The organism is Mucilaginibacter sp. SMC90, from assembly GCF_022811725.1.
In the GTDB taxonomy this organism is placed as follows: Bacteria; Bacteroidota; Bacteroidia; order Sphingobacteriales; family Sphingobacteriaceae; genus Mucilaginibacter.
The window spans coordinates 712,670-736,678 of record NZ_CP094527.1; the positions used below are offsets into that span (position 1 = coordinate 712,670).

The window sequence follows — 24,009 nt, forward strand, 5'->3', positions numbered from 1 at the left end:
TTACCGGGCTTGGACTTGTTTTGGGCCTGAGCCATAAAACCACACAAAAAAATAAAGAAAAGTAAAACGAGCCTTCGAAAAGGGCGGGTAGGGGTAATTGTAATAGGGGTCATGATATAGAGGCCAAATTACAATTTTATCGGTGCCGGGAATTAATTAATTTGATATAAATTTCCTTATAAATAACTTTTATCCAGAATGTTTTCCAGTGTGCGCTTTTTAAATCAATAGTTAAAATTGTTTGTTTTGTTGTTAATATTACGGCATTATAAACGGCATGACCGGCATAAAGCTATAATTGATTACTTTAGCAGCTGGTATTGTTATAAAATTACCCATGAAACATTACGGACTAATTGGTTTTCCGCTTTCTCATTCATTTTCAAAAAAATTTTTTACTGAAAAATTTGAAGCCGAAGGCATTACAGATGCGCGCTATGATCTCTACCCCATTGAGCATATCAAAGATTTGCAGGACCTGCTTGATGAACATCCCGACATTTGTGGCCTTAATGTAACCATCCCTCATAAAATTAATGTTTTGCCATTATTGGATTGGATAGAGCACGATGCCCGCAAAGCTGGTGCAGTGAATTGTATCAGGGTAACAGCCGAAAGCCCGATAGAAGCTGCATTTTCGGGCGAGATAGGGGTTAAAGACCATGATTTCAGGTTGGAAGGGTACAATACCGATATCTACGGTTTTGAGCAGTCATTAAAGCCTTTAATTGGCGATGGTAATGATGATGCCCTGATTTTGGGTGATGGCGGTGCCGCCAAAGCAGTAAAGTGCGTACTCGAAAATTTAGGTATCAGTTATAAAGTTGTTACCCGGAAGCCAACGCACCATGCGGATAATATTTTGTTTAAAGATCTTAAGCCGCATCATATAACACAGCATAAGATCATCATTAACACAACTCCGTTAGGAACCTACCCCAAGGTTGATGAGTGCCCGCCTATCCCCTATGATTTTATAGGAGACGGTCATGTTTTATACGACCTGATATACAACCCTGAAGAAACCCTGTTTTTAAAGCAAGGCCGCGAGCGAGGTGCTGTAACAAAGAATGGCTATGAAATGTTAGTTTTACAAGCCGAAAAATCATGGGAGATCTGGAACTCAAAAGAGAAGCATCCATGAAGTATTTAACCCTTTTAGTAGCGGCATTGCTGTTTCTGGCTGCGTGCGGCAGTAATCATGACTACGCGCCTAAGCCACGTGGTTTTTATCGTATCCCATTCCCCAAAAAAGAATACCAGGATTATGCTGCCGGTTGCCCGTATACCTTTACCTACCCTAAATACGCTAATATCGAACCCGATAAAAAACGCGATGCTAAACCTTGCTGGGTAAATATGCAGTTTCCGCAGTTTAATGCCACATTGCATTTAAGTTATCAGCCCATCACTTCAAAAAAAGAGTTTCACCAATTGGTTGAAGATGCACGCACGTTTGCCTTTAAGCATACTGTTAAAGCAACATCTATTGATGAAGGTATTATCCATTATGCCGATAAAAAGGTTTATGGTATTTATTATACCATAGATGGCAATGCAGCCTCGTCTGCCCAGTTTTTCCTTACAGACAGTACGCATAACTATATCCGTGGAGCACTATATTTTAATAGCGAGCCCCGGCTTGATTCCATCCAGCCTGTACTTAATTTTATAAAGCAGGATATGGCTGTGATGATCAAAAGCTTTAAGTGGAAGTAGGGTGTAGAGGCAAGACTTGAAGAACCAGGAGGCAGGTGTCTTTCTATTGAATTAGTGAAACCTAAGAAAATAGGTTTAAAGGTTAATAATATGGAGCTGATTTGTTTTTGAACTTTTCTAACTCAATTGCTTCTTCAAAATAAGCTTTAAATTTAGTTGAAAGTGCTTCGTCCATAAATTTAATGATGGTGTATCCGCTATCAAAGCAAATAATTTCCACAACCGCTCCTGGATATTGAATATTACCGTTTTTCCAAACGATAGCTGTATTTTCTGCATAAGGCAAATTGTTCAAATCAACCTGTATCTGGATTTGTTGAGGCACGCCGAGAAATATGCCCCATATAATTTGCATTTCGGTGTTGGCCACAGCTTTAAACTCTGCAGCATTTAGTATCCGATATTCATCATCCATACTAATCGGCGGCTGGCTACCATCCCAAACACAATACTCTAAATCAGTTACCAACCAATTCAGGTCGGCGATATCATTAAATATCGGCTTTATAACTTCTTTAAGATTTGTATGATAATCAAACTTATTGCTTTTACGTAAGATCCAGTTCATATCAATAAAGATAGGTTTTAGAATATATTGAGCAATTTAAAACATGCTTATCGATAACGCTGTTATAAATATGCCGGGTTTCCGGTTTAATAATAACTCAACAATGAAACTCATCAAAATCAATAAAATACGTACTGATATCCGGCTGCATACCGAAAGCCTTGCCCATAGCGGGTTTAAGAAAATATTTGAAGGTATCGATCAGCTTAAAATAAAAAATGGTGTTGATAAACTTGGCCTCGAAGGTTTTATTAACCAATGCGCCTGTCTTGCGGCAGGTTCCGGTGCTATGGCGGGCAGTGGCGGCATGTTTACGCTGATAGCAGGGATCCCTTTTGATTTCATCAACCTGATCACCCAGCAGTTCAGGGCTATTATGGGTATCATGTATTATTACAGGGGTACCTATGACAATGGTTTTGATGATTTCATGTCGTTAGTGGCAACATCGGTAAGGGTTGAAGCTGGTGTAGCTATTACCAAAAGCATGATGGAAGGCATTGCCGAACGAATGCTGATGATATTAGGTACCCGCACCGCCGAACGCCTGGTGCCCGTTGTAGGGGCTGTAATTGGCGGCACAGCAAATTACCTGTTCATTAAACGCATGGCCGAACAGGTTAAGCGGATGCAGAAGGATTATGTAGTGATTGAGGTGGGATAGAAAATCAAGTGGCGGACTATGCGAGAGATTTGGGCTAAAGCCCGCGCTTAGCAATGTTTTTATCCGTTGGTTAAAACCAATGGCAATGAAGCTAAATTTGGGGTTCATCGCCATCACTTCTGTCGGTAATGAACTCGAATTTTCCATTCATTGCCGTCCCATTTATGGGACGGAACCCAAATTATACAAAGTGGCTTTAGCCCAAATGAACTATGTATTAAAGCGTTTTCGATTGTAAAGTCTATCGGCTTTCAGCTTCCCAAAAGCTACATTCCATCAAACATGCTCAGATCAAATTTAGGTTTGATGGCATATCTAAGCTGCACCAACCCGCTCGAAAATTGCTCGCTGCTCAGTAAAATAAGTTCTACACGATCTTTTGAACCGGTGAATAAAGGCTTCCCTCCGCCTAAAATAATGGGGTGAACCGAGAGCATAAACTCGGTGATCAAGCACCGGTCGATAAATGCAGAAACAAGGCTTGCACCTCCAAATAACCAAATATTGCTGCCTGCTTGGTTCCTGATCTCTTCTACACGCGCTGCAAACTCGGTGCTATTAATAATTTCGGTATTGGGATTTTGTGATGCCCGAAGTGTATCCGAAAAAACATACATTTTTAGGGCTCCAAACATTTCAGGATCGGTACTCATGAGCAAATCGTAGCTTTTACGACCTATGAAAATGGCATCGCTGCTGTTTAGAAACTCGGTCATCCCATAATCCTGATCGGTAAGGCACCAGTCATATTCGCCGTTAGTACCTTCAATAAAGCCATCGAGGCTCACCGCAAGGTTTAAAATTATTTTACGCATGGGTTATTCTTCAGGTGTATTATTCATTTCCTGCCACTGCTTGCTGAACGATTTATCAGCCACGTTTGGCATGTCGCGTAAATGGCCCCATGTGCGTTTAAAAAAAGTTTTGAGCAGGAAGTTTTTCATGCCGCCGCCAAAAAAATCGGTAAGCTTGCGTTTAAGCATTCCCTTTTTCCAGATAGCCCAACCCCAGCGCTCTTTGTTGGTAACCAGGTTCTCATTCACCGCGTCACGGCGGTTCAAGAGCAACATTTTGTGGATATCGATCTTAACCGGGCAAACTTCTGTGCATTTGCCACATAAACTTGAGGCGTAACTCAAGTGCTTAAAATCTTCCATACCACGTGTATGCGGGGTAATAATAGAGCCTATCGGGCCGCTATAGGTGGTGGCGTAAGTATGGCCGCCAATGTTTTTATAAATTGGGCAACCATTGAGGCATGCCCCGCAGCGGATGCAATATAGTCCCTGGCGCTGGTCTTTTTTTGCCAGCAGATTAGTACGTCCGTTATCCAGCAATACTACATACATTTCTTCAGGGCCGTCGGTTTCATTTGATTGGCGCGGACCGCTCAGTATGCTATTATACACAGTAAGGTTTTGACCAGTGCCGTGGGTTGAAAGCATTGGCCAAAACAAATCCAGATCGGTAATGGAAGGAATGATTTTTTCAATACCCACAATGGCTATATGTATTTTAGGGAATGTGGTACAAAGGCGCGCGTTCCCTTCATTTTCGCTGATAGCAATGCTGCCGGTATCAGCCAGCAGGAAGTTAGCGCCTGTTATGCCTACATCGGCCTGTACATATTTTTCGCGAAGCAGTTCGCGGGCTTTCAGGGTAATTTGTTCGGGTGTGGCGTCAATGGGGGTACCAAACTTTTCGTTAAAAAGCTTCGCTATATCCTCCTTGCTCAGGTGCATAGCCGGGGTAACAATATGGTAAGGCTTTTGGCCTAACAACTGTACTATATATTCGCCAAGATCTGTTTCGAGCGACTCGATCTGGTTACTTTCCAGAAATTCATTGAGGTGAATTTCTTCAGTAACCATCGATTTTGATTTTACTACGGTTTTAGCATTGGCCTTTTTGATAATATTCAGGATTTCGCGCTGGGCTTCTTCTACATCATTAGCCCAAATCACCTTGCCGCCGCGTTTTTGGAAATTTGCCTCAAATTCGGGGAGGAATTTATCAAGGTTTTCCATCACCTTCCATTTAAGCACATGGCCTTTTTTCTTGGCATTATCTAAATTGATAAGGCGCGACAAGCCCCGGGATACCGCTGTATCATACCGGTCAATATTGAAATTGATAATCCGGCGATGATCGGCATCAAAAGCCTTCTCCTCCGATTTTATCAGGAATTCTTCAGCGGTTGCTCCCATATATGCGAAAGTAGGGTTTTGTTTTTATTTTTTATGGTGAGCGGTTGATTGAGTTGATTAAGTGAGTGGTTTTTTATTTTTTGAACATCTTATTAGTTAAATGGTTTTCGCAAAATCAATTTTCCTTTAACAAAAAGAGGCGCAAGTGATGCGCCTCTACATAAAATATTTTCAGCGAGCAGAACCACTCACCTAATCAACTCAATCAACCAGTCACTACTTCCCAACAGCATCCACTGCGGGGCGTTTATCGCGATTGGCCAATTCCCAGCCGGTGTAAAATACCAGTTGAGCGCGTTTGGCTAACAGCGGGAAATTGATCTTGCTTACTTCATCGCCAGGCTGATGGTAATCGGCATGAACACCATTAAAGTAGAAGATAATAGGTACGCCGTGTTTTGCAAAGTTGTAGTGATCGCTGCGGTAGTAAAATCTGTTAGGATCATTAGGATCATCATACTTATAGTCAAGTTTTAGTTTTGTATAAGTATTGTTGGCGTTTTCACCAATTTCATGCAGCTCCTTGCTCAACATAGCCGAACCGATAGGGTATACATAGTTTGCGGAATCGGGTTTGCCAATATATTCTTCGCCAACGCGGCCAATCATATCAATGTTTAAATCGGTAATGGTATTAGCCAGCGGGAATACAGGATGATCTGAATAATACTCAGAACCTAATAAACCTTTTTCTTCGCCTACGTTACCTAAAAACAGGATACTGCGGCGTGGGCCATGACCGTCTTTTTTTGCCTTGGAGAAAGCCCGGGCAATTTCCAAAATGCCGGTAGTACCTGAACCATCGTCGTCGGCACCGTTGTTTACTTTATCCTTTGCCTTTTCATCGGGGTTTAAGCCTATATGATCATAATGCGCCGAAAAAACCAATACTTCATCTTTCAGATCGGTACCCGGCATGTAGCCCAATACGTCAACCGCTTTTACATCATTTTTTGTAGTAGCGTAGTTTATAACCACGTTATTTTTAATATCTGCCGCAGGAGTAACCGCCGCTGCCGAAGCAGATTTAAGGTCGGCATAGGTTTTACCTGTTGATTTTACAAGTGCGTCGGCCAATGTAGCAGTGATATTGAACACAGGTGCATTCGTATTTGCCGGTTTAGCCGCTTCATCTTTAATGGTTAGCTTAGGGCTTGTTACGCTTTTACCAAAACGGGCCAGTGCAGCTGCAATACCCGGGTTGGCAGCTAAAATGATCGCCGGATTTTTGCTTTGTAAATTCTTTACAACCTTCATGCGCGCATTGGTCATGCGATAGCTGGTATTGGGTGTAGTGCCTGCTTCTGGTTTATCCTCGTTAATCCAAAGCACAATTTTCCCTGCCAGATCGGTATTGCCAATTTCAGCATCGGTACCATAGCCAACAAATACGATGTTATTTACTGATGTGCTTTTATCCGGGAATGAACCTCCTAAATAAAAGTCGGTGCCATACTCAAATGATTTTCCGTTAACCGTAAATGCGGTTACTTTCAAAGCATTTTCGGTAAGGGGTACATTCAAGAAGTATGACCCGTTAACAGGTGCCTGCAGCCCTAATTTTTTAAACTCATTGGCTATGTAATTAGCGGCTTTTTCGGCACCTGGTTTACCCGTTTCACGGCCTTCAAAGGCATCTGAAGCCAGGATGCTCAGGTGCTTTTTCGCATCATCTGCAGTTATCAGCCCGGCGTATTTCATAGCCGTGCTGTTCTGCTGTGCACAGGCCGTCGTTGCCGAGGCCAGTGCAATGAGCAATAATGGTAATTTATTCATTCTTTTAGTTAATAGTTCTTTTTTAAGGTGCCCTTTAAGGTCAAAGGCTAAAGGTTAAAGGCGAAAGGTAGCTGCATCTTGCAAAGCGAAAGACGATAAAAACCTTTTACCTTTTGCCTTTAACCTAAATCAAGCGCACGCAATTTTCTCCACACGATGGGCATGCCTGCCGCCTTCAAATTCAGTATTTAAAAATGTAGTTACAATTGCCGTCGCTTCTTCGGGGGTAACAAAGCGGGCAGGTACGCAAACTATGTTGGCGTTGTTATGGCTGCGGGCCAGCACAGCAATTTCTTCTTTCCAGCAAATGGCCGCACGAATATTTTGGTGTTTGTTGGCTGTTATAGCCACACCATTAGCCGCACCACAAATCAGGATCCCCAGGTCGCATTCGCCGCTTTCAATGGCATTAGCTACGGGGTGCGCAAAGTCAGGATAGTCAACCGATTCAGATGAATAAGTGCCGAAGTCTTTTACTTCGGTCATTGATAGGGCCGCGGTTAAAATTTCTTTGTATTCATACCCGGCATGATCCGAACCAATTGCAATTTTTAATCCTTGCTTCATTTAACAAAAGTATAACGTTTTACCGTGTTTAAAGGTAAATAATTTGTTATAAACAGGCCAGTGTGTAAACGCTCAAAAAGATGGTTTCTCAGTCCTTAAAATATGCGGATCTCACTTATTTGCTGCTTTAGCATAGAAAAAGCAGCCGACAGCTTAAAAAGACGTTATTAAGCTCTGTCTAAAGCTTCTTCTTTTTTGATCTTACGTTTTTCAACAAGGCCGGCTACAATTATACTAACCTCGTATAATACAAACAGCGGGATACTAACCACGGTCATGGTAAGCATATCAGGTGTAGGGGTAACTACCGCAGCTATGACCAGGATCACCACAATGGCATACCTGCGTGTTTCTTTCATGAACTTGGGCGTCATGATACCCAGATTAGCCAATATATAAACCAGGATAGGCAATTGAAAAACAAGGCCTGTAGCAAGGGTAAGGGTTGCCACCGAAGATAGGTAAGAGTCCGTATCAATCAAATTCTCAATAGCCGCGCTTACAGTATAGCCCGACAGGAAGTTGATTGACATCGGTGTGATTACATAGTAACCAAACAGGACACCCAAAAAGAAAAGAAAACAGGCATAAAATACAAATCCGGTAGCTGCCTTACGCTCCTTGTCATGTAACGCAGGCTTTATAAAACGCCAGAGTTCCCAGATCAGGTATGGAACGCCCAGCGTGATCCCGATTATTAATGCCGAGTTGATCTGGAGCGTAAACTGACCAGCCAGTTCGGTATTGATCAGGCGGATTTTAACATTACTAACGCAAAAGCCGTCGCGATGCAGGGCAGCACCGATTTTGCAAAGCATACGGTAAGTCCAGAAAGTTGACTTGCTGGGCCCCATGATAATGGTATCAAAGATCCAGTCGTAGTAATAAAAAACAACAGCGGTAAATACTACAATGGCTATTGAAGCACGTATAAGATGCCCCCTTAAAGCCTCGAGGTGATCAAAGAAAGACATTTCTGCCTCTAACGTTTTACCTTTTTCCTTTATGGCCTTGATGATCTTGTTTTCGCTCATTGTAATATATACCGCTGTATCAACGCTATTGTGCTAAATACGTTTAATAGTATGAAGTTAGTTTGAATTTATTTTTATAATTCAAATGTATCCATAAACTTGGTGGTAAAATTACCAGCGCGGAAGTTTGGATCCTTCAATAATTTTAAATGGAATGGAATGGTTGTTTTAACGCCTTCTATCACGAATTCGCTCAATGCGCGCTCCATGGTGCTCAAAGCTTCATCGCGGGTTTGGGCCACGCAAATAACTTTGGCAATCATTGAATCATAATTTGGAGGAATAACATAGCCGGTATATACGTGTGTATCTATACGCACACCATGTCCGCCCGGAGAGTGGAAATTGGTTATTTTACCAGGTGAAGGACGGAAACTGTTAAACGGATCTTCGGCATTGATACGGCATTCAATGGCATGCATTGTTGGCTCGTAATTTTTACCAGAGATGGGGATGCCTGCAGCAACTTTGATTTGCTCTTTGATCAGGTCAAAATTGATCACCTCTTCGGTAACCGGGTGTTCAACCTGGATCCGGGTATTCATCTCCATGAAGTAGAAGTTACGGTCTTTATCAACCAAAAACTCTACAGTACCGGCACCTTCGTATGAAACAGCTTTGGCACCTTTTATAGCGGCCTCGCCCATTTTTTTACGTAGTTTTTCGGTCATGAAAGGTGAAGGTGATTCTTCAACCAGTTTCTGGTGACGACGTTGGATAGAGCAGTCGCGCTCAGAAAGGTGACATACTTTGCCAAACTGATCACCCACAACCTGAATTTCGATGTGACGCGGGTCCTGAACATATTTTTCAAGGTATAAGCCATCGTTACCGAAAGCAGCACCAGACTCGGCACGGGCAGAATCCCAGGCGTTTTCAAATTCTTCGTCTTTCCAAACAATACGCATACCGCGGCCACCACCACCGGCAGTAGCTTTTAATATAATAGGGTACCCAATTTTGTTGGCGATAGAAATACCTTGTTTAACATCGCTAAGCAAACCATCTGAACCGGGAACGATAGGTACACCAGCTTTTTTCATGGTATCCTTAGCTGAGGCTTTATCACCCATCTGGTTGATCTGCTCGGCAGTGGCACCGATAAATTTAATGCCATATTCAGCACAAATGGCCGAGAACTTGGCATTTTCAGACAGGAAGCCGTAACCAGGATGGATCGCATCTGCATTGGTTAATTCGGCAGCCGATATGATGTTTGGAATATTTAAATAGGAATCGCGACTTGGCGGCGGACCGATACAAACAGCTTCATCGGCAAAACGAACGTGAAGACTATCGCGGTCGGCGGTTGAATATACAGCTACCGTTTTAATACCCATTTCTTTACAGGTACGGATAATACGAAGGGCGATTTCGCCACGGTTAGCTATTAATATTTTTTTAAACATTGTTTTTCTTTGATGTGCAAATTACAGATGTGCAAATATGCAGATGAAAATATTAACGAATGATTGATGGGCAAATATGTAAATTATAAATGTGCAAACGAATTAAATATCATTTGCACATCTGTAATTTGCACATCAGTTCATTAACTAAACTGGTTCTACTAAAAACAGGGGTTGATCGTACTCAACCGGTGAGGCGTTATCAACAAGTACTTTTACGATACGGCCCGAAACTTCTGATTCAATTTCATTGAATAGTTTCATAGCTTCAATGATACATACTACGCTACCTGGTTTTATCTCATCGCCAACGTTTACAAACAAAGGTTTATCCGGGCTTGATGAACGGTAAAAAGTACCGATCATAGGTGATTTAACGGTAATGTATTTTGATGTATCAGGAGCAGCCGGTGCAGCAGGCTCAACCGGGGTTGGTGCCGGAGCAGATGGCAATACCGGAGTAACAGGTTGTGTAACTGCCGGGATAGTAGCATGAACCACCGTAGGCTGTACCTCGTTGGTTTTTATTGTGATCTTAAAATCTTTTTGCTCGATTGATACTTCGTTCACGCCCGATTTGGAAACAAAGCGAATAAGGTCCTGAATTTGTTTAATATCCATGTTGAAGGATTAATTGGTTTTGGACAAAGTTTATACCTAAATTATATATTAATGTGCAAACTACAGTTGTGCAAATATGCAAATCCATGTATTGATGTGCAAATGCGTTGTGTTGCAAATTATACGTTAGTTAATTAATCAGAGGTTCAATTACGTTGATAATTGAACAGTTTTATATGTTTTTATAAGCAGATAACATGTGCCGTTTACAGATGTTTTAATTTTTTGATATGGTAGATATGCTTTGATAAAGAAAATCAGCACATCAGCATACCTGAAATTTGCACATCAATAAGCCCACTTCAAATACACCGCGCCCCAGGTAAATCCGCCGCCAAAAGCTGCTAAAATCAGGTTATCCCCTTTCTTAAATTTGCTTTCCCATTCCCACAAACAAAGCGGGATTGTTCCGTTGGTGGTGTTACCATAGCGCTCAATATTGATAATAACTTTATCGGCACTGATACCTGTACGGTTTGCAGTAGCATCAATAATGCGCTTGTTGGCCTGGTGCGGTACCAGCCAGGCAATATCATCGCCTGTTAGGTGGTTACGTTCCATTACTTCGTGCGCAACATCGGCCATGTTGGTTACTGCAAATTTAAATACAGCCTGGCCTTCCTGGTACGCATAATGCTCACCGGCGTCAACGGTAGCATGGCTGGCTGGTTTTAATGAACCGCCGGCTTTAAGGTTAAGGTACTGACCTCCGGCACCGTCGCTTCTTAAAATAGAATCGATCAGGCCGTTGCCTTCCTCATTTGGCTCAAGCAGGGCCGCGCCGCAGCCATCACCAAAAATAATGCAGGTAGCACGATCTTTATAGTTAACAATAGCCGACATTTTATCGCCGCCAACAACCAATACTTTTTTATGCTTGCCGCTTTCAATAAATTGAGCGCCTGAAGTTAAGCCGTATAAGAAACCGGAGCATGCAGCCTGCAAATCAAATCCCCACGCATTTTTTGCACCAATTTTGTGGGCTAAAATGTTGGCCGTAGCCGGGAAGATCATATCGGGGGTGGTAGTACAAAAGATGATAAGGTCGATCTCATCGGCACCGATACCGCGTTTTTTAAGGAGCTCGGTAACGGCGGGGACCGCCATATCAGATGTAGCAAGGCCTTCGCCTTTTAATATGCGTCGCTCTTTGATACCGGTACGGCTGGTTATCCATTCGTCGTTTGTATCAACCATTGTTTCCAGTTCCTGGTTGGTTAATACATAGTCGGGAACGTAACCATGTACAGCGGTAATAGCGGCATGAACTTTACTCATCTTTATAAAATTACTGGAATGCTTGTTTTATTTTATCAACGAGGTTACTCTCTATCATGTTCCTTGATAAAAGGACCATGTTTTTTATCGCCTCGGGGCTCGAGATGCCGTGACCAACAACAACGGGGGCATTTACACCCAGTATTGGGCTGCCGCCATATTGTTCATAATTAAACCTGTCAAAAAACTCGTCCTTCAGCTGTTTCTTCCGCGTTACAACATAAAACGATTCTGCAAGCTTTAATATTACATTGCCTGTAAAACCATCACATACATACACATCGGTGCCTTCGCTAAAAAGATCGCGCCCTTCAACATTGCCAACAAAGTTAAACAACTTTGTTTCTTTCATTAACGGGTAGGTAGCCTGGCAAAGTAAGTTGCCTTTTTCCTCCTCTTCGCCAATGTTAATGAGCGCAACCCGCGGGTTAGGTATATCATAAACAGTTTGGGCAAACAGGCTGCCGAGTACGCCGAACTGAACAAGCACATCAGGCTTGCAATCGGCATTGGCACCTACATCCAACAAAATACCCAAACCTCCTTTAAGTTTGGGTACAATAGTAGTCATAGCCGGGCGTACAACACCCGGAATAGTTTTTACGCTGAACATGGCGCCAACAAGCATAGCGCCGGTGTTACCAGCCGATGAGAAAGCCTGAATTTCGCCGGCTTTAAGCAGTTGGAAACCAACTGATATGCTCGAGTCAGGCTTTTGAACAATAGCTTTAGTCGGGTGTTCGCCCATACCAATAACTTCGGTTGTATGTACAAACTCGAAGTTATCAGGGCTTACACCGTTTTCCTGAAGAATACTTACTGTAACTTCTTTATCGCCAATGAGTACCAGTTTCTGGTCGGCAGATAAAGTTTTATACGCTTCGATAGCTCCTAAAACAGCTGCTTTGGGAGCGTAATCACCGCCCATAATATCTAAGCCAATCTTCATTTTCAGAAAATTAAACTTAGGCTACTGCTGCTTTCTCAATAAGAACTTTACCGTTGTAGTAAACGTTACCATCAACAGTATACGCACGGTGTGGCAAGTGCACAGCGCCTGTAGTTTGGCAGGTAGTTAAAGTTGGAGCTTCCGCTTTGTAATGGGTTCTGCGTTTATCTCTCCTTGATTTTGAAAATTTCCGCTTTGGATGTGGCATAATATCCTAATATTAATTATTTATTCATGTTCCTGAGCGCATCCCACCGTGGGTCTGTTTGCTCACTTTGTTCACCATTTGCCGATAAGCTGTTAAGCTTGTCAAGCATTTCTTTATCACAGGTTGAGGTATTACCCTCGCCGCAAATTGATATAAACGGCACTGCAACATTAATGTATTCATATATCAACCCGGCAATATCGATCTCGTGATCATTTTTACCAAGTGTTATAATCTCTTCATCCTCGTCAACTGCTTCATCGCTAAATTTAGCTATCTGCTGTTCGGTAATGTCAAGTTGTATTGGCAATACCTTCAGGCACCTGTCGCAGTTGGCATCAATCGTGCCATCTATCTTAAAGTTCAGGATCAGCATAGTTTCCTGCTTGTCCAGTTCAACTTCACAGTGCAGGGTTGCTTTCTTAACGAGTGAGTATTCAAACTCGTCAAAAAAATCATCCTGTATGTCATACTCAAACAGGTGTTTCCCCAGTTTAAGCCCCGTAAAGGGAATCGAATATTTTTTAAGCGATTTCAATGAGCAACAATTAGCCCGCAAATGTATGGAAAAATACCATAACTGGAAAGTGTTTTTTTATTTTGGCCCTGCGGTGAGGCGAAAGGACAAAGGCTGAAGGTAAAAGGTTGATAATTAATGAGATTGATAGCAGGTGCATAACCTCCTTAATTGCCATCAAATCAATTAACTAAAACCTCGGGTTTCATTTTTGAGGCCAGCTGCAACGCTTTATACGCATTTACTATACCTCCTGTTTTTGATAACGTTGTAAAATCAACCTTTTCGGTTTTGCTGCCTGGCTTTAATACCATAGTGCCGGTAAGCGGGGTAGCCGAACCTAAAATAGCTTCCTTTACCTGCCTGGCGCTCAGGGTTGGATAATATTCTAATATCAAAGCAGCTATGCCCGCTGTTATTGGCGATGAAAAGCTGGTGCCGTCTTCGGTATCAACTTCAGCATCGGTAGTGATAGAGGTTACTTTAACCCCCGGTGCAAAAATATCAACGTTTTTTTTACCATAGTTTGAAAAATCGCCGGCAAGGTTTTGCCCTAACTTAGGCCCCGAAGCGCCTACACTGATCACGTTATCCGCGTCGGTTGATGATCCGTCTAAAAAAGTATCATTCGGAAATTCGGGCTGGGTATCCATGTCCTGGTTGTCATTACCGGCAGCCATCACCAGTAAAACATTTTTTGATGCGGCATATTTAAAGGCAGCATCAACCCATTCCTTATGCGGCGAGATCTTTTTCCCGAAGCTCATGTTAACCACACGTGCGCCATTATCAACCGCGTAGCGAATGGCGTTGGCTATATCTTTATCGTATTCATCACCATTAGGCACAGCCTTAATGATCATGAGCTTTACATTATCGGCAACACCGTTAATGCCATAGTTGTTGTTGCGTACAGCGCCGATAAGCCCGGCTACCCCGGTACCGTGTGCTGCATCGGCAAATTTTACCAGGTTGTTGCCGTAAGGCTTGCCATCCATGGTATCCGGATCATCACCTACAATACGCTTGCGCGATGTAAGGTCAGGAGATACATCATTGTTAAGCTTCGCCAGGTATTCGCTTAAGTCTTTAATAATTTTGGCGTTGGTAGAGCCCGCTCCTTCCTGTGCAAATACCGATTCCCAAACATATTTACTTTGGCTTAAGGTATCGTTAGCTACTTTAACCTTAGCCAGATCTGCCTGGGTAAAGGTGCCGTTCGCCGGTAAATTAAGACCGCGTTTAATATACCCACTGGTAACCATCAGCGCGTTCATCACCGGCGAAAGCTGGCCAATTTCGGTATTAGCTTTGTTTACCGTTGAATCATAAACTGTTTTTACACGCAGCCAGTAAGCATACTCTTTTTTATTGGTATTGGCGGTTGAATCGGTAACTGAAGCGTATTTGTCTTTTAATTTATTGTATTCACGTACTTCTTCAGTGGTTTCGGTAAAGTCGGCCTTGCCACCGGGGCCGCCCAAAAAGTTCCAGCCATGTACATCATCAACATAACCATTATGGTCATCATCAATGCCGTTGCCCGGAATTTCCTTTTTATTTACCCACAATACTGTCTTTAGGTCGGTTTGCGAGGTATCGGCGCCACTGTCAATAGTTGCCACAACAACAGGTTTGCTTTTTTTGCCCTGTACAAATAAGTAAGCTTGTTTCAGGCTGATGCCATAAAAGCCACTTTCCTTTAAATCAAGCAGGTGCCAGGCTTTTGGCGGGGCGGGGTCAGCAACGGGTGCTTGCTGTGCCAATGCCGGTAAATTAATTAATAATGCTGCTGATAAAGTGGTTGCGCTTACGTACTTACAAAATTTGAACATGAACAGTGTATTATTATATAATGTCTTATGTAAAGACCAATGAATCGTTTTAGTTTTTATTTTAATCTTCCAGCCTTTTACGTGCCGGTTTTCATTTAGGTTAATTTTTATTTCGGGGCGTTGCCTCCGGCCGGGCTATCCGCTCATACGCCTGCAGGCATTACGCTCATGGCCGGTATCCGCTGCTATCCCTAACGCTATCTGAATCGGGATTTGGGTGGATTATGGGGATGGACAGGATTTTATTTCTTGTCCCAATTAATTTATAAAAACAAGACAAGCAAATCCCATAAATCTTAAAATCCCCCAAATCCTGGTTCAGACAATCCCCTACAAATCAAACTTGATCCCCTGGGCTAAAGGCAACGTTTTTGAATAGTTTATAGTATTGGTTTGCCTCCTCATATAAACTTTCCATGCATCTGAGCCTGACTCCCTGCCGCCGCCGGTTTCCTTTTCACCGCCGAATGCGCCGCCTATTTCAGCACCGGATGTACCGATGTTAACATTGGCAATGCCGCAATCAGAACCAGCGTAGGATAAAAATTGTTCTGCCTCACGTAAATTATTGGTCATAATGGCTGATGATAATCCCTGCGGAACACCATTTTGTAAGTCTATCGCTTCCTCGATATCGCTGTATTTAATGAGGTAAAGGATAGGCGCAAAAGTTTCATGCTGCACTATCTTAAAGTGATTTTCAACCTCCGCAATGCAGGGTTTCACATAACAGCCCGATTCATAGCCCGCTCCTGCCAGCTTGCCGCCCTCAACCACAAAGTTGCCACCTTCGGCCTTGCATTTCTCAATCGAGTCAAGATATAAAGCAACAGCATCAGTATCAATCAGCGGGCCCATGTGGTTATGTTCATCAAGCGGGTTACCTATCCTGATCTGTTTGTAAGCATTAACCAGTTTTTGTTTAAAGGCCTCGTAAACGCTTTTGTGAATAATGAGCCTGCGGGTACTGGTACAACGCTGACCGGCAGTGCCTACAGCGCCAAACACCGCCCCAATGAGCGACATATCCAGGTCGGCATTTTCGCTGATGATAATGGCATTGTTACCGCCAAGCTCCAACAGGCTTTTGCCCAACCTTGCGCCAACAGCTGCGCTCACAGCTTTACCCATGCGGGTTGAACCAGTGGCCGAAACTAAGGGAACCCGTGTATCGGCAGCCATTAGTTCGCCAATGTTACGCTCGCCAATTACCAGGCATGAAACGCCCTCTTCAATATTATTCTTTTTAAAAACTTCCTTTGCTATGTGCTGGCAGGCTATAGCCGTTAAAGGTGTTTTTTCTGATGGTTTCCAAATGCATACATCCCCGCAAACCCAGGCTAACAGGGAGTTCCAGCTCCAAACAGCAACGGGAAAGTTAAAGGCCGAAATAATACCAACAATACCCAGCGGATGATATTGCTCATACATGCGGTGCTCGGGCCTTTCGCTGTGCATGGTTAAACCATACAGCTGGCGGCTCAGGCCTACGGCAAAATCGGCAATATCAATCATTTCCTGTACTTCGCCCAATCCTTCCTGCAGGCTTTTGCCCATTTCGTATGATACCAAAGTACCCAGGTCCTGCTTGGCAGCGCGGAGGGCCTCGCCAATCTGGCGTACAATTTCGCCGCGTTTGGGTGCAGGTGTTTTACGCCAGGTTTTAAATGCTGAGGCAGCTTGTTCAACAACCTGGTTATAATCCGCTTCGGTTGCAAGGCGTACCGACGCAATCTTTTTGCCGTCGACCGGCGACGTTATATCTTTTACCGCGGCACCGGCACTGCTGCCCCAGGTGCTGCCTGTACTAAAGGCTTCATTAATATCGTTTATATGTAAACGTTTTAGGATATCTGAAATATTAGGCTCCATAATTGTTACTTTTGTCAAAGGTAGAAATCTTTAGGGCAATTTTTCAGAATCACTCATCGCTTGCCTGTTGTATCAATTATCATTAATTATCAATGATTTGTATTTAACAGTTGTTGAGAATGTTTGAATGTTGAAAACTAAATTGCATTTTGGTTGCTTACTTATTGTAATTTGAGTCTCAATAAGTCTTTACAAGGCAATTTGTCAACCTAAAGCGGATGTTCTGCAAACAAAATTGAATGGAAGAAGAATTTGAATTTGGTTTTACCGAAGACCCAAAATTCTCGGTAGAACGGTACGAGGAAATGATCAGAAATCAGGACTTGTACTTTTTTGATGCCCAGGCGTTTGAGAACATTATCGACTATTACATCGAAAAAAATGATCCGGCCAGGGCATTACAGGTAGCAGAGTACGCGCGAAGCCAGCACCCTTTTGCGGCAATTTTCCTGATAAAACAGGCCCAACTGCTTGTGGTAAGCAACAAAGTTCCGGAAGCTTTTGCCGCACTGGATAAAGCTGCCATGCTCGAAGCATCTGACGCGGATATATATATTATCCGTGGCAATTTGTATGAAAGCCTGGAACGTTATGCCGAAGCGCTGGAAAATTACGAAAAGGCCCTTGACCTTGCCGAAGAGACCGACGAGATCCTGTTGCACATAGCCTACGTTTACCAAAACATGGGCGATTATGACACGGCCATAACTTACCTTAAGCTTTGCCTTAAGCAAAATATGGAAAACCAGGATGCCCTTTACGAGCTGGCTTTTTGCTATGATGTAATGGACAACCAGCAGGAAAGCGTTCAGTTTTACCAGCAATATATCGATAACGAACCATACAGTTACGCCGCCTGGTACAATTTAGGCAATGCCTATACCAAGCTGAGCCTGTTTGAAAAAGCTATCGACTCCTATGATTATGCCATATTAATTAAGGACAGCTTTGCATCGGCCTATTTCAATAAAGGTAATGCATTAGTTAACCTTGAAAAATACGCTGAAGCTATAGAAGTATACCGCCACACCTTTGAGTACGAGCAACCCAATGCAGATACTTATTGCGCTATTGGCGAGTGCTATGAAAAGCTGGAGCAAATGGACGATGCACGCGCTTTCTACAAAAAATCGGTGAAGATGGACCCTAAGCTGGCTGATGCCTGGTTTGGAATTGGTGTTACCCTTGATTTTGAGGAACGTTACTTTGAAGCGCTGCACTTTTACAAAAAAGCGCTCGACCTGGATATAGCCAATGCTGATTACTGGTTTGCTATAGCCGATGCTGAGTACAAACTCGGCCATTTAGATGAAGCAGAAAAGGCCTACGAAAAAGTAGTGGAATTAAACCCGCTGGATATTGACGCATGGCTTGATTATTCATCGATACTTTATGAGCAGCAAAAGCTTAATGAAGCTATTGAGATCATAGCACAGGCTATCAAAAATAATCCGGAAGCAGCAGAGCTTTACTACCGTATGGTAGCTTACCTGTTTGCCAAAGGCGAATACAATGAAGCCCTTAATAACCTGGAGTACGCCTTAGCCGCAGACCCGGAAAAACATTACATCCTGTTTGATTACCTGCCGCAATTGCAAAAGAATAAAGTAATTGTGGATATCATTAACAGGTATACTAAGTAGGGAGTGAATGGTTGATTAGGTGAGTGGTTGGTTGGGTGAATAGTTCTATCTCTTTAATAAAATAAAACACGAAAAGACACATATAATTATGCGTCTTTTCGTGTTTTAAGATAAAACCGATTGCCAACAGGATCGAAGTATAGTCAACCACTCACTTAATCAACCCAATCAACCACTCACCATTCCACAACAACAATGAATTTACCGTGAGCTTTAAAATCATTTAACATTTCAAATTTGCACATCTGCATATTTGTTGCGACCTTTGCCTCGTTAGAACTTTTAGTTATAGGCTATAACAAATACTCACAATGAACTACACTATCAATCATCTTCCTGAACGTACAGCTAAACCACGCGATAAAGGCATCACCATGGTTATGGATAAAGGCCTTAGTTTGCGCCAGGTTGAAGATTTTATTGAAGTAGGCGGGCCTTATACTGATATTGTAAAACTGGGTTGGGCTACATCATATGTTACTCCTAATCTTGAGCAGAAATTAAAACTTTACCGCGAGGCCGGCATTCCGGTTTATTTTGGCGGTACGCTATTTGAAGCCTTTATCGTACGTAATCAGTTTGATGATTATCGCCGTTTACTGGATAAATATCAGCTGGAACATTGCGAAGTTTCTGACGGGTCAATTACGATTGAGCATGATGTAAAATGTAAATACATTAGCGAGCTGGCCAAACAAGTTACCGTTATATCTGAAGTGGGTTCAAAAGATGTGCAAAAGATCTTCGCCCCCTATAAATGGATCAAACTGATGAGCGCCGAAATTGAGGCCGGCTCATGGAAGGTTATTGCCGAGGCCCGTGAAAGCGGAAATGTAGGCATCTACCGCGATTCGGGCGAGGTACGCCAGGGCCTGGTTGACGAGATCCTGACTCAGATTCCCGAAGGAACCATTATATGGGAAGCACCCCAAAAAGCCCAGCAGGTTTGGTTCATTAAACTGATTGGGGCAAATGTAAGTTTGGGCAATATAGCCCCTGCGGATATCATCCCGCTTGAAACTTTAAGGTTAGGTATCCGCAGCGATACTTTCGACCATTTTTTAGAGATGTAATTGTTGACTGATCTTAATATAACAATTAACCCAAGCCCTCAGAGTAATCTGAGGGCTTTTTGTTTTCATCCCCAAAGTGAATAATCTCTTCTATGTCATTGCGAGCGCAGCGTGGCAATCGCATGCTATACAGAGCGCCGTGCTAATAGGGTACTTCATCCCCATGCAGGCAGCCACTGTCTTGTCCTAAAGGTCACAAGTCAGCCCCACACAGGCAGCCACACAAGACTTGCGCCAGCGGGTGCCCTAAAGGTCACAAGTCAGCCCCACACAGGCAGCCACACAAGACTTGCGCCAGCGGGTGCAACCTCTCCACCACGTCATTGCGAGGTACGAAGCAATCCCAAACTCTACAGGGCGAACTTGTATAGCTACTCTGCCAGTCGGGGATTGCTTCGTTCCTCGCAATGACGCTTTTATTTATATTAACCAATGCTGTTCCCTTCCTTAAAAAACATAAAATCCATAATTATTAACATCGTAAAAATCTAAAAATCAAGCTATTTAATTTACGCAATCCTCATCTGCCGCATTTACTGCCAACCCTGTGGAAAACTCCGGCTATTATGCTATTCAGCATACTGATAGATTTGAGTTAAAACCCCTGAACTTTTTTTTGTGTTGCATCTACTCAGTTAATTTTATCATAATTCACGAAAAGCTATGGCTAAAAACATTACCAGTAAGGCGCCCGCAACAAGCGGAGGAAAGGGACTCAAAGCAGAACGCTATTTCAGCAAAGAAGGCATCAATGTTTATGACCTGTTTAAATATGAAAAACGCTCGTCGGTTATCCGTAACCCATCCGGCGATGCCGTGTTTGAAATGAACGATGTTGAAGTGCCGGCAGGCTGGTCGCAGGTGGCCACTGATATACTGGCCCAAAAATATTTCCGCAAGGCTGGCGTTCCGCAGCCTGACGGCACAACCGGAGCCGAAAAAAGCATTAAACAGGTTGCCCATCGCATGGCCAATTGCTGGAAAGATTGGGGCATGCGTTACGGTTACTTTTCTACTCCTAAAGATGCCGATATATTTTACGACGAAATAGTTTATACCATAGCAGGGCAACTGGCCGCGCCAAACTCGCCGCAGTGGTTCAACACCGGCCTGCATACATCATACAGCATTACAGGAAAGCCGCAGGGGCATTATTTTGTGGATCCGGTAACAGAACAGCTAAGCAAATCGACATCAGCATATGAGCGCCCTCAGCCTCATGCCTGCTTTATTCTTTCTGTTGATGACGACCTGGTGAACGAAGGTGGCATTATGGACCTTTGGGTTCGCGAAGCCCGTATCTTTAAATACGGATCGGGTGTTGGTACAAACTTCTCCAAGATTCGCGGTGATAACGAAAAGCTGTCGGGCGGCGGTTACTCTTCCGGCCTGATGTCGTTCCTTAAAATTGGCGACAGGGCAGCAGGTGCCATCAAATCGGGCGGAACAACCCGCAGGGCAGCAAAAATGGTTTGCCTTGACCTTGACCACCCCGAAATTGAAAGTTTTGTGAATTGGAAGGTAGAGGAAGAGAAGAAAGTAGCTGCTTTAATAGCTGCCGGTTATTCTTCAGATTATGAGGGTGAGGCCTATCGTACAGTATCCGGTCAAAATTCAAACAATTCGGTACGGATCCCCAATAGTTTTTTCAATGCACTTAAAACGGGTTCAAGCTGGAACCTAACCAGCCGCATGAGCGGCAAAACGGTAAAATCCATAGCTGCACAAAAGCTTTGGGATGATATTTCATTTGCCGCTTGGGCCTGTGCCGATCCGGGTGTACAGTTTGACAGTACTATCAACGAATGGCATACCTGCCCCGAAGGCGGCCGGATCAATGCATCCAATCCATGTTCGGAATACATGTTTTTGGATAATACGGCCTGTAACCTCGCATCTATCAACCTCGCCCATTTCTTTGATCCGCAAACCCGCGTGTTTGATGTAAAAGGCTTTGAACACGCCTGCCGCATGTGGACCATCGTACTGGAAATTTCGGTATTGATGGCGCAGTTTCCATCGAAAGAAGTAGCGCAATTATCATATGATTATCGTACGCTTGGTTTGGGTTATGCCAACCTTGGTTCGGCATTGATGGTAAATGGCATTCCTTATGATAGTGATGAGGCCCGCGCTATTGGCGGAGCGATTACTGCTATCATGACCGGTACTGCTTACGCTACCTCGGCCGAAATGGCCCGGGAACTTGGAGCTTTTAGCCGTTATAACGATAATAAAGCGCACATGATGCGTGTAATGCGCAACCACCGGTACGCCGCCTACAATTCAACCGAAAACTACGAGGGACTGGAAATAGCCCCTCCGGGTATCGATCAAAAGATCTGCCCTGATTATTTGCTTTCAGCGGCCTGCAACGCCTGGGATAAAGCCGTTGAAATGGGTGAAAAATACGGTTATCGTAACGCGCAAACCACCGTAATTGCACCAACAGGTACTATTGGTTTGGTAATGGATTGTGATACTACCGGCATAGAGCCCGATTTTGCCTTAGTGAAATTTAAAAAGCTATCTGGCGGGGGATATTTCAAAATTATCAACCAGGCAGTGCCCGAAGCCTTACGTAACTTAGGCTACCAGGAGCACGAGGTTATCGCAATTGTTAATTACGCCAAAGGTGCAGCCACTTTAAAAGGAGCTCCGCATATCAACATCGATATCCTTAAAGCCAAAGGTTTTACTGACAACGAACTGGAAAAACTGGACAAGGCAATGGTATCAGCTTTTGAAATTGGTTTTGCATTCAATATCTGGACATTAGGCGAAGACTGCCTGAAACGTCTTGGCATAAATGCCGAGCAATACAACGCTCCTGATTTTAACTTGTTAAAAGCAATAGGTTTCAATAAGAAACAAATTGCCGAGGCCAACGAATATATCTGCGGAACCATGACCATTGAAGGAGCTCCGTATCTGAAGTTACAACACTATCCAATTTTTGATTGTGCCAACAAATGCGGTGCAAAGGGCGAACGTTATATCCACGCTCATGGTCACATCAAAATGATGGCCGCCGCACAGCCTTTCCTTTCGGGGGCTATCTCCAAAACCATTAACCTGCCTAACGAAGCTAAGGTTGAAGAGATCAAAGATTGCTACGAGCTTTCATGGCAGCTGGGTTTAAAAGCTAATGCGCTTTACCGTGATGGCTGCAAACTGTCGCAACCACTGTCGACCAAATCGGACGTTAAAGAGGAAGCCGACGAAAAACTGGATACCGTTGAAGAAGTATTGGGCGAAGCGGCCAACGTAAAACTGAGCGACTTAACCCCCGAACAGGTTATTGAGGCAGCAATAGCTATCATGGAAAAATCGAAGGACACGGCCTTTATGCGCCAGCTTTCGCGCGTTGTACAAAAGAAACACCTGCCTTATAAACGCCGCGGCTTTACACAAAAGGCCAGTATCGACGGGCAAACCGTTTTTGTGCGCACTGGTGAGTACGAGGACGGCACCCTGGGCGAGATCTTTGTGGATATGCACAAAGAAGGCGCAACATTTCGTTCACTCATGAACTGTTTTGCTATCGCGGTTTCCATCGGATTGCAATATGGTGTACCATTGGAAGAATATGTAGAGAAATTTACCTTTACCCGTTTTGAGCCGGCCGGTATGGTTGTTGGCCATACCAATATCAAAAGTGCAACATCCATTATCGACTATATTTTCAGGATGCTGGGCTATGAATACCAGGACCGGACCGATCTTGTACACATCATTACCGATAAGAACGGCGTATTAGGCAATCCGCAAATGGGCGATGAGGATTTCAATGTTGATGAAACCAACGTTTACCAGCCATCTACCCATAATCAGGTATCTTCAGAAAATTCTTCAAATGCTCAAAGAAAAGGCTTATCTTTCGACGTTAGTATGGGTGTGCAAAGCGATGCACCAAGCTGCAACGTTTGCGGGCATACCACGGTACGTTCGGGCACTTGCTACAAATGTTTAAACTGCGGTAACTCTATGGGTTGCTCTTAACAAAAGGATTTTCGATCAATTATAAATAGTTAATTATGTGACAGCCCCGTCCCTCAGGCGGGGCTTG

20 protein-coding genes are annotated in these 24,009 nt (G+C 43.5%); 6 read left to right on the top strand and 14 right to left on the bottom strand.

Annotated elements, in window-relative coordinates; translation table 11 throughout:
• Nucleotides 1-337 precede the first annotated feature (337 nt).
• Nucleotides 338-1,144 (top strand): shikimate dehydrogenase, encoded by an 807-nt coding sequence (locus MTO98_RS03165; RefSeq protein ID WP_243485184.1) that lies wholly within the window; start codon nucleotides 338-340, stop codon nucleotides 1,142-1,144.
• Complete coding sequence (gldD, locus tag MTO98_RS03170) at nucleotides 1,108-1,719, top strand: gliding motility lipoprotein GldD (RefSeq protein ID WP_243485185.1); 612 nt, start codon at nucleotides 1,108-1,110, stop codon at nucleotides 1,717-1,719. Before MTO98_RS03165 ends, gldD begins: the two co-directional genes overlap by 37 nt.
• A gap of 82 nt (nucleotides 1,720-1,801) precedes the next feature.
• Here gldD and MTO98_RS03175 read toward each other — a convergent pair whose 3' ends face one another.
• Nucleotides 1,802-2,287, bottom strand: coding sequence for a hypothetical protein (locus MTO98_RS03175; RefSeq protein ID WP_243485186.1), 486 nt, complete (start codon nucleotides 2,285-2,287; stop codon nucleotides 1,802-1,804).
• 103 nt (nucleotides 2,288-2,390) lie between these two features.
• Here MTO98_RS03175 and MTO98_RS03180 point away from each other — a divergent pair, with 103 nt between their 5' ends.
• Nucleotides 2,391-2,951 (top strand): EcsC family protein, encoded by a 561-nt coding sequence (locus tag MTO98_RS03180; protein WP_243485187.1) that lies wholly within the window; start codon nucleotides 2,391-2,393, stop codon nucleotides 2,949-2,951.
• A gap of 266 nt (nucleotides 2,952-3,217) precedes the next feature.
• On the opposite strand, the gene MTO98_RS03185 is transcribed toward MTO98_RS03180, so the two are convergent.
• The 13 genes from MTO98_RS03185 to MTO98_RS03245 form a co-directional block, all read right to left on the bottom strand.
• Nucleotides 3,218-3,766, bottom strand: a complete 549-nt coding sequence (locus MTO98_RS03185; RefSeq protein ID WP_243485188.1) for a dihydrofolate reductase family protein — start codon at nucleotides 3,764-3,766, stop codon at nucleotides 3,218-3,220.
• 3 nt (nucleotides 3,767-3,769) lie between these two features.
• Nucleotides 3,770-5,158: a LutB/LldF family L-lactate oxidation iron-sulfur protein gene (locus MTO98_RS03190; RefSeq protein ID WP_243485189.1), complete on the bottom strand. Its 1,389-nt coding sequence runs from the start codon at nucleotides 5,156-5,158 to the stop codon at nucleotides 3,770-3,772.
• A gap of 216 nt (nucleotides 5,159-5,374) precedes the next feature.
• Nucleotides 5,375-6,934 (bottom strand): M28 family peptidase, encoded by a 1,560-nt coding sequence (locus tag MTO98_RS03195; protein WP_243485190.1) that lies wholly within the window; start codon nucleotides 6,932-6,934, stop codon nucleotides 5,375-5,377.
• A 129-nt stretch (nucleotides 6,935-7,063) separates the two neighbouring features.
• Complete coding sequence (gene rpiB / locus MTO98_RS03200; RefSeq protein ID WP_243485191.1) at nucleotides 7,064-7,501, bottom strand: ribose 5-phosphate isomerase B; 438 nt, start codon at nucleotides 7,499-7,501, stop codon at nucleotides 7,064-7,066.
• Between the two features lie 167 nt (nucleotides 7,502-7,668).
• A complete protein-coding gene (gene tatC / locus MTO98_RS03205) occupies nucleotides 7,669-8,535 on the bottom strand; it encodes a twin-arginine translocase subunit TatC (RefSeq protein WP_243485192.1) in 867 nt (288 codons plus the stop codon).
• Between the two features lie 74 nt (nucleotides 8,536-8,609).
• The gene (accC, locus tag MTO98_RS03210) at nucleotides 8,610-9,944 is read right to left on the bottom strand and encodes an acetyl-CoA carboxylase biotin carboxylase subunit (protein WP_243485193.1); all 1,335 of its coding nucleotides are present in this window, start codon (nucleotides 9,942-9,944) and stop codon (nucleotides 8,610-8,612) included.
• 147 nt (nucleotides 9,945-10,091) lie between these two features.
• Nucleotides 10,092-10,565, bottom strand: coding sequence for an acetyl-CoA carboxylase biotin carboxyl carrier protein (accB, locus tag MTO98_RS03215; protein WP_243485194.1), 474 nt, complete (start codon nucleotides 10,563-10,565; stop codon nucleotides 10,092-10,094).
• Between the two features lie 288 nt (nucleotides 10,566-10,853).
• The gene (locus tag MTO98_RS03220; protein ID WP_243485195.1) at nucleotides 10,854-11,843 is read right to left on the bottom strand and encodes a beta-ketoacyl-ACP synthase III; all 990 of its coding nucleotides are present in this window, start codon (nucleotides 11,841-11,843) and stop codon (nucleotides 10,854-10,856) included.
• A 10-nt stretch (nucleotides 11,844-11,853) separates the two neighbouring features.
• Nucleotides 11,854-12,792: a phosphate acyltransferase PlsX gene (gene plsX, locus MTO98_RS03225; RefSeq protein ID WP_243485196.1), complete on the bottom strand. Its 939-nt coding sequence runs from the start codon at nucleotides 12,790-12,792 to the stop codon at nucleotides 11,854-11,856.
• Nucleotides 12,793-12,808: 16 nt separating this feature from the next.
• On the bottom strand, nucleotides 12,809-13,000 hold the full coding sequence (gene rpmF / locus MTO98_RS03230) for a 50S ribosomal protein L32 (protein ID WP_090534782.1): 192 nt from the start codon (nucleotides 12,998-13,000) through the stop codon (nucleotides 12,809-12,811).
• Between the two features lie 16 nt (nucleotides 13,001-13,016).
• Nucleotides 13,017-13,538 (bottom strand): DUF177 domain-containing protein, encoded by a 522-nt coding sequence (locus MTO98_RS03235; protein ID WP_243485197.1) that lies wholly within the window; start codon nucleotides 13,536-13,538, stop codon nucleotides 13,017-13,019.
• 161 nt (nucleotides 13,539-13,699) lie between these two features.
• Complete coding sequence (locus MTO98_RS03240) at nucleotides 13,700-15,352, bottom strand: S8 family serine peptidase (protein ID WP_243485198.1); 1,653 nt, start codon at nucleotides 15,350-15,352, stop codon at nucleotides 13,700-13,702.
• A gap of 330 nt (nucleotides 15,353-15,682) precedes the next feature.
• On the bottom strand, nucleotides 15,683-17,224 hold the full coding sequence (locus MTO98_RS03245) for an aldehyde dehydrogenase family protein (RefSeq protein ID WP_243485199.1): 1,542 nt from the start codon (nucleotides 17,222-17,224) through the stop codon (nucleotides 15,683-15,685).
• Between the two features lie 239 nt (nucleotides 17,225-17,463).
• Between MTO98_RS03245 and MTO98_RS03250 the strand changes: the two genes are divergently transcribed.
• The 3 genes from MTO98_RS03250 (at nucleotide 17,464) to MTO98_RS03260 (ending at nucleotide 23,942) form a co-directional block, all read left to right on the top strand.
• The gene (locus MTO98_RS03250; RefSeq protein WP_243485200.1) at nucleotides 17,464-18,867 is read left to right on the top strand and encodes a lipopolysaccharide assembly protein LapB; all 1,404 of its coding nucleotides are present in this window, start codon (nucleotides 17,464-17,466) and stop codon (nucleotides 18,865-18,867) included.
• 311 nt (nucleotides 18,868-19,178) lie between these two features.
• Entirely contained in the window at nucleotides 19,179-19,940 is a 762-nt protein-coding gene (locus MTO98_RS03255) for a phosphosulfolactate synthase (protein ID WP_243485201.1), read from the top strand.
• Nucleotides 19,941-20,603: 663 nt separating this feature from the next.
• Entirely contained in the window at nucleotides 20,604-23,942 is a 3,339-nt protein-coding gene (locus tag MTO98_RS03260; protein WP_243485202.1) for a vitamin B12-dependent ribonucleotide reductase, read from the top strand.
• The last annotated feature ends 67 nt before the right edge of the window (nucleotides 23,943-24,009 follow it).

What these genes read in the sequence shown, in the direction of transcription:
- MTO98_RS03165 (WP_243485184.1), top strand. Translation starts at nt 338, where the DNA reads ATGAAACATTACGGACTAATTGGTTTTCCGCTTTCTCATTCATTTTCA.
- gldD (WP_243485185.1), top strand. Translation starts at nt 1,108, where the DNA reads ATGGGAGATCTGGAACTCAAAAGAGAAGCATCCATGAAGTATTTAACC.
- MTO98_RS03175 (WP_243485186.1), bottom strand. Translation starts at nt 2,287, where the DNA reads ATGAACTGGATCTTACGTAAAAGCAATAAGTTTGATTATCATACAAAT.
- MTO98_RS03180 (WP_243485187.1), top strand. Translation starts at nt 2,391, where the DNA reads ATGAAACTCATCAAAATCAATAAAATACGTACTGATATCCGGCTGCAT.
- MTO98_RS03185 (WP_243485188.1), bottom strand. Translation starts at nt 3,766, where the DNA reads ATGCGTAAAATAATTTTAAACCTTGCGGTGAGCCTCGATGGCTTTATT.
- MTO98_RS03190 (WP_243485189.1), bottom strand. Translation starts at nt 5,158, where the DNA reads ATGGGAGCAACCGCTGAAGAATTCCTGATAAAATCGGAGGAGAAGGCT.
- MTO98_RS03195 (WP_243485190.1), bottom strand. Translation starts at nt 6,934, where the DNA reads ATGAATAAATTACCATTATTGCTCATTGCACTGGCCTCGGCAACGACG.
- rpiB (WP_243485191.1), bottom strand. Translation starts at nt 7,501, where the DNA reads ATGAAGCAAGGATTAAAAATTGCAATTGGTTCGGATCATGCCGGGTAT.
- tatC (WP_243485192.1), bottom strand. Translation starts at nt 8,535, where the DNA reads ATGAGCGAAAACAAGATCATCAAGGCCATAAAGGAAAAAGGTAAAACG.
- accC (WP_243485193.1), bottom strand. Translation starts at nt 9,944, where the DNA reads ATGTTTAAAAAAATATTAATAGCTAACCGTGGCGAAATCGCCCTTCGT.
- accB (WP_243485194.1), bottom strand. Translation starts at nt 10,565, where the DNA reads ATGGATATTAAACAAATTCAGGACCTTATTCGCTTTGTTTCCAAATCG.
- MTO98_RS03220 (WP_243485195.1), bottom strand. Translation starts at nt 11,843, where the DNA reads ATGAGTAAAGTTCATGCCGCTATTACCGCTGTACATGGTTACGTTCCC.
- plsX (WP_243485196.1), bottom strand. Translation starts at nt 12,792, where the DNA reads ATGAAGATTGGCTTAGATATTATGGGCGGTGATTACGCTCCCAAAGCA.
- rpmF (WP_090534782.1), bottom strand. Translation starts at nt 13,000, where the DNA reads ATGCCACATCCAAAGCGGAAATTTTCAAAATCAAGGAGAGATAAACGC.
- MTO98_RS03240 (WP_243485198.1), bottom strand. Translation starts at nt 15,352, where the DNA reads ATGTTCAAATTTTGTAAGTACGTAAGCGCAACCACTTTATCAGCAGCA.
- MTO98_RS03245 (WP_243485199.1), bottom strand. Translation starts at nt 17,224, where the DNA reads ATGGAGCCTAATATTTCAGATATCCTAAAACGTTTACATATAAACGAT.
- MTO98_RS03250 (WP_243485200.1), top strand. Translation starts at nt 17,464, where the DNA reads ATGGAAGAAGAATTTGAATTTGGTTTTACCGAAGACCCAAAATTCTCG.
- MTO98_RS03255 (WP_243485201.1), top strand. Translation starts at nt 19,179, where the DNA reads ATGAACTACACTATCAATCATCTTCCTGAACGTACAGCTAAACCACGC.
- MTO98_RS03260 (WP_243485202.1), top strand. Translation starts at nt 20,604, where the DNA reads ATGGCTAAAAACATTACCAGTAAGGCGCCCGCAACAAGCGGAGGAAAG.